The organism is Iningainema tapete BLCC-T55 (assembly GCF_014698965.1).
Lineage (GTDB): Bacteria > Cyanobacteriota > Cyanobacteriia > Cyanobacteriales > Nostocaceae > Iningainema > Iningainema tapete.
In genome coordinates this window covers 23442-31290 of the sequence record NZ_JACXAE010000023.1, presented here as the reverse complement: position 1 = coordinate 31290, position 7849 = coordinate 23442, and the positions used below count along the sequence as shown (strand labels likewise).

The window sequence follows — 7849 nt, the reverse complement described above, 5'->3', positions numbered from 1 at the left end:
TTTAGGTCTTTGACAATTCTTGCATACTTTCTGCATGAACAAAATCCCTGATTTTTTTGTCAAAATTAACACACTAGCCTTGGTCTAAATATTTCAAAATAGTTATGAATAGCTGGATAAGTTTTAGCAAATATCTTCTCAGCTTCCTTGTCTGGTTTTTCTGACCAAGGATGCTGCTGATTTTCTGATGACTCTATTTTGATTAAATACTGTTCGGCAAAATTGACACTCCACCTCTTTACATCCTTTCCTCGTAGAAACGGCTGTAGAACCTTAGCAGAAGAGGGATGTTCAGCAACCAATCTGTCCCGTGTCGTCCTATCCACAACAAAAGCTTCATTTAGTCCAGTCTTGATTCCGTAATAAAATCGCCCATTCACATACTCACCTAATGGTTTCCCTGCATTACGCAGTTTTTCCAACAAGCGCAGCACACTTGGAGATTCCAGTCTCCAGCCATCAGGTGTTAATTCCTTTTGGGCAATCAGGAAACTACTGGAGCGAAACACGGAAGCAAATTCTTCAACTGATTTCTCTGGTTCCCAGGTAAGAGCGCGAATCTGGTGATTAGTGGATGATGTTTTGTTTGCGAGGATAATGCTTGGGTAAGCGATGGCTTCAAAGACAGGGGCATCCCCAAAGTCTATTAAGTGGTGTACAGTGGACTGATTGCCTAAAAATTTGCGTAGCTTTTCCCCATAGCCAGAGCGCATATATTTGTTTGAGGAAATGTAGGTGAGACTGCCGCCCGAACTGAGCAGATTGAAACCACGTTCATAGAAGTAAACAAACAAATCCGCTGTACCTGTGTAGCAGTCATACTCTTGCTGGAGAGCAGGCTTAAGTTCTCTAATTTGTTCCTGTCTGACATAAGGAGGGTTACTAATCACAATATCAAAACCGCCCTTTTGCTGAAACACTTCATTAAAATGTAAATGCCATTGGAAGAAGTTGAGCGATCGCATTCCTCTTTCTACATCAGCCTCTATCTTGTCTAACTCCCTCAGCTTAGTAGTAATCACCTGTTGTGATGAAGATTGAGCGCGGCTGGCTTTGCCCTTCATCCGTTTGATGTCTTGTTCTAAATTGCGCTGTTCAGTTTCCCAATACTGACGACGATCAGCAATTGCCACTCGAAACACATTCTTTTCAGCCTCTATAATCTGCTTTCTGAGAACTTTGCGCTCATCAGTGTGAGATGTAAAGTACTGGTGTTGCAAGTCTATTAGAGGTTGAATCGCAGCTTGTATAGGAGTTACATTTAATACTGTCTGCAGGTCTTTGGTGGGGTCAGGAATCAACTTTTCCCCGTGAATCGTAGAAATCAGTGAATCCCCGCACATTAACTTATAATCTAAATTGGGCAGAGGCTCCACATCATCAACGGTGGGAATGTCCACTACCAGTGATAACCACATCCGCAGTTTGGCAATTTCGATTGCTTCTGGTTTGATATCTACTCCATAAAGGTTGTTAGCGATGAAGTCCCGCTTCCACTCGCTGATAGTGAGACTACCTCGTTGTACTGTCATGCCTTCTCGTCGGGCGATCGCCTGCCGCACTGCAAGCATCACTTGCATCATCCCCAGGGGAAATGCCCCCGATCCTACCGCAGGATCGCAAATCTTTACAGACTCCAGAGCCTGCTTTAACTTCTTTGCTTGCTCCTTTGTTAGTAGTTGTTTGAAGTGGGCATCAGGCAAGTCAAAGTCAGCTTCTATCAGTTGCTTGATTGCCTCTACATCCATGCCGCTAGAGTCTGCCAAGTAGCGAGAGAGAGACTCCACACACATGAAGTGAACGATACCGCGTGGTGTATAGAACGTGCCGCTTTGCCCTCTTTCATCAGCAGCGAGTAAATTCTCGAATACCTTTCCTAACATTTCGGGATCAACCGCTGCTTCTTCATCTCCTTGAACATTTTCAGCAATGGTAAAATTATAGCTGTTGAAAAACTTGAGGATGCCTTTTTCACTACTAGGGTCAAATAGAGAATTCGGCAGTTGAATTTGAGGAGGTGTTTCTAGTCCAGATGCATCCTTTACGTCAATTCCATAATCTCGATCAAATAGTCCACCATTAAGGTATGGGATTTTTCCCCAAGGTGATTCGTGATTGGGACGTTTTTTGTTGAGTGTCTCGAAGAATACTTGCTCTAGTATGGACGTATAGAAGTCGGTATCCTCTGGTTCTGAGGTCGTAGGATACCATTTCTTGAGGAAGTTGCCATCGCCTCCTAAAAACCCCTTCTTCTGCAAAAAGTAGAGGAACATTATCCGCCCTAAAAGCCTTTGTGAGAATTGATGCAAGCAGCTTTTGTCTTCAAAGTATGGGTGAGGGTTGTTGGCTTTAATTACCTGCTGCACTTGCTCAAAGATTTCCCGATAGCCTCGATAGAACTGTTTAGTCAACTTCTCTACATCGAAAGCATCGCACTGAACATTATAAAGTTCTTGGGGAGAAAGATTGCGTGCGGCAATTGCTTCGAGTCTGTCTCTGTCGTAGTTGGTTGGATTGGTACGATCTATCAGCAGCTTGCGAATGCTGACTTTTAAATTCAGATCGGCATCAAAGCTTTTACGCGGGTTAACCAACATCAACTGATCGTAGTCTTTTGTACCCAGAAGCAGGAAATTAGAGGGACGCTTGCAAAGACTTTGAGCAAGCGATCGCATCCTGTTACTGACAACACTAGGAGACTCCCACTCGTGAGAATGCAACTGAAACAGCAAGACTTGCAGCGACTCACTACCTTTTTGATGGTCAGCAATTATATATGCGTTCCAAATAGCTTCTGCACTACGGGCAGGTAGCTCAAGGTCATCAATGGCTAATTGCTTGGCATTCGCATTATAGCCTATTTTCTTAAAAAGTAACGCTATTCTCTCTGACGACTTAATGTCTCTTATATCACCTAATTGCAGCAAACGTTCCGCCATATTGGCGATTCCTTGTTAAAAGCTGAGTTTGTTTATACATCAGCTTTACTTACAAACAGGAATGTTGCCATGCTTTTAAAAAAAATTATCCTGTTCTTTAATTTTTTATTTAAAACCAGTGTTAATACGAAAACTAATTGTATATTATGTCAAATAATTTAAGCAACTTTTTATACATAAAACTAATTTTAAGTTAAAATACTTAATTGGTATCTCACCTTGAGCCTTGAACTTGAGTTCAAGGCTGATAGCTAAAGGTTGAGTTTCCTAATATTTTAAATGAGAAATCTGGGACAAATTTGGCGTTATTGTTTCAGACTTTGCAACCATCTCAGCGCGAACGCATTATTAATATTACTAAAGGAATTACGGCAATGAGTAATGAGGCGCATTATTGGTTTGCTAAGGTTAGTAATGGTAAACGCAATCAAGCTTTAAAGGCGATTCGGGTATTATTGGGAGAGTAGTTGACGGTTGACTGAAAATTAATGTAATTTTAGTAAGAGAAGATAACTCTTAACATAAGGTAGAGAAAATATGAAAATTGACGCACGAGGAGCTGTAATGGCAGCAAAAAAATATTTTGAGGAGATACAAGAGTTAATAGGAAATACTCTCCAAGATATCTTGCTGGAAGAGTTAGAATTATCAGAAGATAAAAAATTTTGGTTGATTACGTTAGGGTTTAATCGTCCTGTTTACAGAACGAAAAATCCTCTGATTCCTGAAATTATGCCTTCTCCTGAGTATAAGCGAGAGTATAAACTTTTTAAGATAGACTCAGAAACAGGCGAAGTTCAATCGATGAAAATTCGTGAGGTATGAAAGAGTTTATTCGCTCTTTATTTCATAATTATAAACAAAAGGGTATTTTGATTGACACAAACATTCTACTACTTTGGTTCGTTGGCAGTGTTAATCGTTCACGAATATCCCAATTTAATCGGACTGAGCAGTTTTTGCCAGAGGATTACGATTTATTAGTACAGATATTGTCATATTTTTCAAAAATTATTACGACTCCTAATATTCTTACAGAAGTCAATAGTCTTGTGAACCAGCTTGGTGAACCAGAACGTTCTCAATGTTATTCAATTTTTGCTCAAGTCACAAGATTAGATGAATTTTATATAGAGAGCAGGGCAAACGCATCTTATTTGTTAATAGTTTGGCAAGTCACATTAAAACTATTAAAAAACTCCCGAATCTTTTTAGGTAAATATTTAAATTGAATCAAGGCATAGCTAGGAATAACTAATATTTATATTAATATGAGATGAAAAACAATTTGTAATTATAATTAGATTAAATTCAACATCCTAATATAAGTAGAGATTTTATACTATCACTACTGCTAAGATAAAATATTTGATTTTTAGTTCAATTGTGAGTAAATTATCTTGCTTAAAGTTGCGCTAATACTCTGACTAAATATTCGTTATCCATTGCCGCTAAAAATCCCTTATTCTTTACACCAACTTTCATACGTTTTTCTTTACCTAAAAGATTCACTGCTATTTGACGTAATACTGCGAAATTTAGGAGTGCATTCTCTTTTCTGATCCGACAATCATCTTCTTTTAATGCTACATCTAATACCCAATGCAATGAATTTTCCACTCCCCAATGACCAGGGTAAGAGCATCTCAATTAGGCTTGACACAAGGGATGAGAAGAATCTAATGTTAGATCAAGAAAACAAGAACTGAGAACTTGAATCATATAATCATCATCCATAGCGGCCCGTTTACTTTTTTGTCGCAGGCTACGTTTGTAAGTCTGTTCTCGGTTAAGGGCATTGAGAGCAATGCGTCGTAGGAGGGCAAAATTACGAGGACTGTGGAAGGAGCGAATGCGGCAAGCATCCTCAGCAAAAGTGACGTCAAGAGTCCAATGAGCCTCGTTTTCAATCCCCCAATGCTTTCGGATTGCCCGGCCTAGAAGTTGAGCATCATTGGTTAAAGAAGTCAAATAAAACTGAACTTCACGAGTAGACTTGTTCCAAAGATGACGCACTCGGACGACCATGACAACGCTTTGGAGTCTTGCCCAAGGTTGGGGTTGATAAATCTCACCAATAGCAGCAACTGGCACAGTCCAAACTTCACGGATTTCTGTGCGATGATGTCCTTTTTCAATGCGTTTATCGTAACTGACATCAATTCCTTCAAACTGAATAGCTTGAGCTTGCTCAAACCATTCTTTCACCTGACGGTAGAGAGTTGGATGATTAGCTTTAAGTGCTAGGACATAATCGGCTTTCCGCTCAATAATTTTTTTGGCAATCTCAGTTTGTGTTCCCATTGCATCAATGGTGATTATACATCCTGTGAGATCCAGCAACTCTAATAATGCGGGAATGGCAGTAATTTCGTTGGATTTATCTTCTACTTTCATCTGTGCCAAAACCAGACGTTGAACACTCGCGCCCAAGCACTAATAACATGAAGTGCTGACTTGCCTTGATTTCGGTCATAGGAACCTCTAATGGTCTTCCCGTCTATGGGAATAATCTCTCCTCCCATAGAGGTGACAAGAGTTTCCACCCATTTGAGAAAGCATTGATTCAAGGCTTCTGGATCAATGAACTCAAATACTCTACGGAAGGTATCATCAGAAGGGATACCGTGTGGCAATGCCAAAAACTCTTTTAACCAGTTTTGCTTGCTGATACCATAATTCTCAATGTCTTCCCATCCTTGCGCACCGCCGATTATGGCGAGAATAGCAATGACTAAGATGTCGGTAAGTTGATGTTTCTTAGTTCGCTCTACTCTTGGGTCTTTGATGTCAGAGAATTGCTTGACTAAACTCTGTTGAATAGCTCCGATTTCTGCCACAACTGTGGGTTTTTTCACAGTGGGAGAACTTTTTTTACCATTCTCAGATTTAATTCCAAAGCCCTGAACTTGCTGCTTGTTCCTGGAGATTTTGAACTACGGTATTGTTGTCATCTCACTGATCATACTCAGCCGTCAAGTACGTTTCATCTAAATTGGCTTATTCCTATAATGCCTTATTTGTCAAGGATAATTTATACAAATTTAGATGAGCTTACCCTGTCCCCAATGACCACGAACAAACAGAAGCAAACTTCTCAATATTATTCGGAAGACTGCTAATAAAATAACGAATTTCTACTGTTGTTTCCCCTTTTTCCTGACGAATATGCTCCACCATCCCAACGCTATTTAATTTGACCCAATCTGTATGAGGATCTAACTGGGATTTTATTTCTGATATCATTGCATCCCGGACGAATTTCTTTTCGTCCATGCCCTATATCTTCTGTTGTATATGTCTCGTGGTTTTCGCCCTGAAATCCTTTCTGTATAGCGCTCTTGAATAATCTCTCTACATCAGAATATAGATTTCCTTGGTTCTCTTTTAATGTAATTACATAATCCGCATCTTGCCTGACTATTTCTTTCACTATTTCTTTTTGACAACCCATTGCATCTATTGTGACTATACACCCAGATATTTCTAATACTTTCAGCAATTCTGGTATAGCTGTAATACAGTTTGATTTTGCATTTGTTTTGACTTGTCCTAGTACTAATCTGTTATGTACCGCCCAAGCATTTACCATATGTATTGCTGCTTTATCACTATTTGTATCATAAGAGCCACGCAATGTTTTTCCATCTATTGCTACTATATCTGACTCGGTTATCTTCTGTATTGATTTCATCCAATTCACAAAACACGTATGTAATTGTGCCGATTTTATTCGGGCAAACACTCTCGCAAATGTATCATGTGATGGGATGCCATTTGGCAACTCTAAAAAAGTTTTTAGCCAATCACCTGCTTGCACATCCATATATTTCTATGTCTACCCAACCCTCGGCTCCGCATATCACAGCACAAATCGCTATCGTCAGAATATCAATTAATTTGTGTCTCTTTGTCCTCTCTATTCTTGGATCTTCTATCACTTCAAAGTGGTCAGAAGACTGTAATTTTTGGCTTCAGTTTCATGATTATTTAATATCTACTTCTATGACAGCACACCTAAATCCAGGTTGAGGATACCACATTCGACTATCCTTGCCGTCATATCTTTCATCCAAGGCTCTTACGACTGTTTTCTTTTTTGCTCTCTAAGACAACAATCCCTTTCAAGCCTGCTTTTATCGTCAAATCCTAATCTCCATCAATAATTAGATGCGTTCGCCCTGATATAGAGAGTAAGAATGCCGCTATTACGGAAAATTTTGCTAAATATGGACTTACTGATTGTGGAATTGTAATGCTGGCAAAAAATAAATATTTAGTACTTACTGATGATTTGAAGTTGGGAAACTACCTGCAAAAAGTAGGCATTGATACAATAAATTTTAACAATATTCGGACTTATGGATGGTGATAGAGAAGCCTGAACGCATTATTAATATTACTAAAGGAATTACGGCAATGAGTAATGAAGAGTTAAAGCAATTCCACGAATTGGCGATGAAAAGAAACGCATTCCCGAAGAAAAAGCGTTGTTAGATTTGTGGTTGGCGATGGATGAAATTAAAGTGAAGGTTTCTTACAAGCAGATTGAGTTACCCTTAAATCAAGGGGGGCAAATGAGCCTATTTTGATAATTGTTGATAGTTAACCGTTCACTGTCAACCGTCATCAGTCAACAGTCAAAATTCAGCACCTATCGTGTTATGTTCAACTACAATCCCTTAGACTGCCTACCATCATCGGCAGAATTACCAGATTCTAATGATACGCCTGTGGATAGCGAACTGCAAATATTAATACCCAACTTACTATTAGCCATTTTGCCATTACAAGCTGATCGCAATTCAACAGGAACTGGAATGTTTCGGCACAAAACTTAGCACGCCCTTAGGAGCAATTCCTCAACAACGATACCAATTATGATACAACACAATTACAACTTTCTTACC

General features: G+C 39.3%; 6 protein-coding genes and 3 pseudogenes. 5 read left to right on the top strand and 4 right to left on the bottom strand.

The window, feature by feature from the left end:
• Nucleotides 1–65: 65 nt before the first annotated feature.
• The gene (locus tag ICL16_RS04575) at nucleotides 66–2939 is read right to left on the bottom strand and encodes an Eco57I restriction-modification methylase domain-containing protein (protein ID WP_190825700.1); all 2874 of its coding nucleotides are present in this window, start codon (nucleotides 2937–2939) and stop codon (nucleotides 66–68) included.
• Nucleotides 2940–3211: 272 nt separating this feature from the next.
• Here ICL16_RS04575 and ICL16_RS04570 point away from each other — a divergent pair, with 272 nt between their 5' ends.
• The 3 genes from ICL16_RS04570 to ICL16_RS04560 all read left to right on the top strand — a co-directional run bounded on the left by ICL16_RS04570 (nucleotide 3212) and on the right by ICL16_RS04560 (nucleotide 4171).
• Nucleotides 3212–3406 carry a DUF7680 family protein gene (locus tag ICL16_RS04570; protein WP_420485251.1) on the top strand — a complete coding sequence of 65 codons (195 nt, stop codon included), beginning with the start codon at nucleotides 3212–3214 and terminating at the stop codon, nucleotides 3404–3406.
• A gap of 70 nt (nucleotides 3407–3476) precedes the next feature.
• The gene (locus ICL16_RS04565) at nucleotides 3477–3764 is read left to right on the top strand and encodes a hypothetical protein (RefSeq protein ID WP_190825699.1); all 288 of its coding nucleotides are present in this window, start codon (nucleotides 3477–3479) and stop codon (nucleotides 3762–3764) included.
• On the top strand, nucleotides 3761–4171 hold the full coding sequence (locus ICL16_RS04560; protein ID WP_202895414.1) for a PIN domain-containing protein: 411 nt from the start codon (nucleotides 3761–3763) through the stop codon (nucleotides 4169–4171). The genes ICL16_RS04565 and ICL16_RS04560 overlap by 4 nt, the downstream gene beginning before the upstream one ends.
• Nucleotides 4172–4343: 172 nt before the next feature.
• Here the strand turns inward: ICL16_RS04560 and ICL16_RS04555 are convergent.
• The 3 pseudogenes from ICL16_RS04555 to ICL16_RS04545 all read right to left on the bottom strand — a co-directional run.
• Nucleotides 4344–4568 (bottom strand): annotated as a pseudogene (locus tag ICL16_RS04555) (transposase); the annotation flags it as partial.
• A 21-nt stretch (nucleotides 4569–4589) separates the two neighbouring features.
• Nucleotides 4590–5833: pseudogene (locus ICL16_RS04550) on the bottom strand (ISAs1 family transposase).
• A gap of 168 nt (nucleotides 5834–6001) precedes the next feature.
• Nucleotides 6002–6923: pseudogene (locus ICL16_RS04545) on the bottom strand (ISAs1 family transposase); the annotation flags it as partial.
• Nucleotides 6924–7304: 381 nt separating this feature from the next.
• Between ICL16_RS04545 and ICL16_RS46645 the strand changes: the two are divergent.
• Together ICL16_RS46645 and ICL16_RS04535 are read left to right on the top strand one after the other, a co-directional pair.
• Nucleotides 7305–7436 (top strand): hypothetical protein, encoded by a 132-nt coding sequence (locus tag ICL16_RS46645; RefSeq protein ID WP_273038294.1) that lies wholly within the window; start codon nucleotides 7305–7307, stop codon nucleotides 7434–7436.
• A gap of 167 nt (nucleotides 7437–7603) precedes the next feature.
• Nucleotides 7604–7780 carry a hypothetical protein gene (locus ICL16_RS04535; protein ID WP_420485252.1) on the top strand — a complete coding sequence of 59 codons (177 nt, stop codon included), beginning with the start codon at nucleotides 7604–7606 and terminating at the stop codon, nucleotides 7778–7780.
• The last annotated feature ends 69 nt before the right edge of the window (nucleotides 7781–7849 follow it).

Excerpts from the sequence above, each read along its gene's own strand:
- ICL16_RS04575 (WP_190825700.1), bottom strand. The coding sequence starts at position 2,939 with ATGGCGGAACGTTTGCTGCAATTAGGTGATATAAGAGACATTAAGTCG.
- ICL16_RS04565 (WP_190825699.1), top strand. The coding sequence starts at position 3,477 with ATGAAAATTGACGCACGAGGAGCTGTAATGGCAGCAAAAAAATATTTT.
- ICL16_RS04560 (WP_202895414.1), top strand. The coding sequence starts at position 3,761 with ATGAAAGAGTTTATTCGCTCTTTATTTCATAATTATAAACAAAAGGGT.
- ICL16_RS46645 (WP_273038294.1), top strand. The coding sequence starts at position 7,305 with ATGGTGATAGAGAAGCCTGAACGCATTATTAATATTACTAAAGGAATT.
- ICL16_RS04535 (WP_420485252.1), top strand. The coding sequence starts at position 7,604 with ATGTTCAACTACAATCCCTTAGACTGCCTACCATCATCGGCAGAATTA.